This window comes from Paenibacillus wuxiensis (assembly GCF_040195695.1).
In the GTDB taxonomy this organism is placed as follows: Bacteria; Bacillota; Bacilli; order Paenibacillales; family Paenibacillaceae; genus Paenibacillus_B; species Paenibacillus_B suaedae.
The window spans coordinates 1-668 of record NZ_JBEFZI010000044.1 but is presented as its reverse complement, the minus strand read 5'-3'; the positions used below and the strand labels follow the sequence as shown (position 1 = coordinate 668).

Sequence of the window (668 nt, the reverse complement as noted above, 5' to 3'; positions counted from 1 at the left end):
TAATAATAATGCTTCCTCTCATGCAGGAATCTTGCGCCAATAGCGGTCATTTCTTGCCGCTCTATCGTACGATCCGGCTTAAAGGTGCCGTCAGGATAACCTTCTACAATATGATTTTTTTCGGAAGAAGCGATAAATGGATAATGCCATTGCGGTGGCTCCACGTCCGAGAAGCTTTCCTTCGCCGTTTCATCCATAGCGTTAAACGCTTTGACCAGCATCGTCGTGAACTCTGCACGGGTTAGCAGAGAATCGGGCATAAAATTGCCGTTGCCTTTTCCAGAAACGATTCCTTTGGAGCCTAAAAATTGTACCGCTTGCATCAACTCTGGATCTCTGCCGTTCATATCTGGGAATGATTTTGAATTCTCTTCTACAAGATAGGTTCCAGAACGATTAATTTCCGCTTCCATGCCGTTTTTGGACGGATTGTACTTCCCGCCGATCGGCTCCTTTACTTTCCCATTCACATAGAACACACTTGTATTTGTCGCATCGATTTGGCTAGTAGGCAGAATGAGCTGAATATTACTTGGTATGCCCGAAAGCTCCTGCTCTTGCTCATTTTGAAATTGTACACGATATCCGCCGTTACTCTCTTTCGCCAGACGAATGACGATAAACGGTTGCGATTGGAACAGACGCTCTGCGGTCGCAACATTGAATAC

1 protein-coding gene is annotated in these 668 nt (G+C 45.5%); it reads right to left on the bottom strand.

Features of this window, described 5'->3' with window-relative positions:
- Nucleotides 1–668 (bottom strand): S-layer homology domain-containing protein (locus ABN764_RS29500; RefSeq protein WP_446673866.1); only part of this gene is annotated, 668 nt, incomplete at both ends.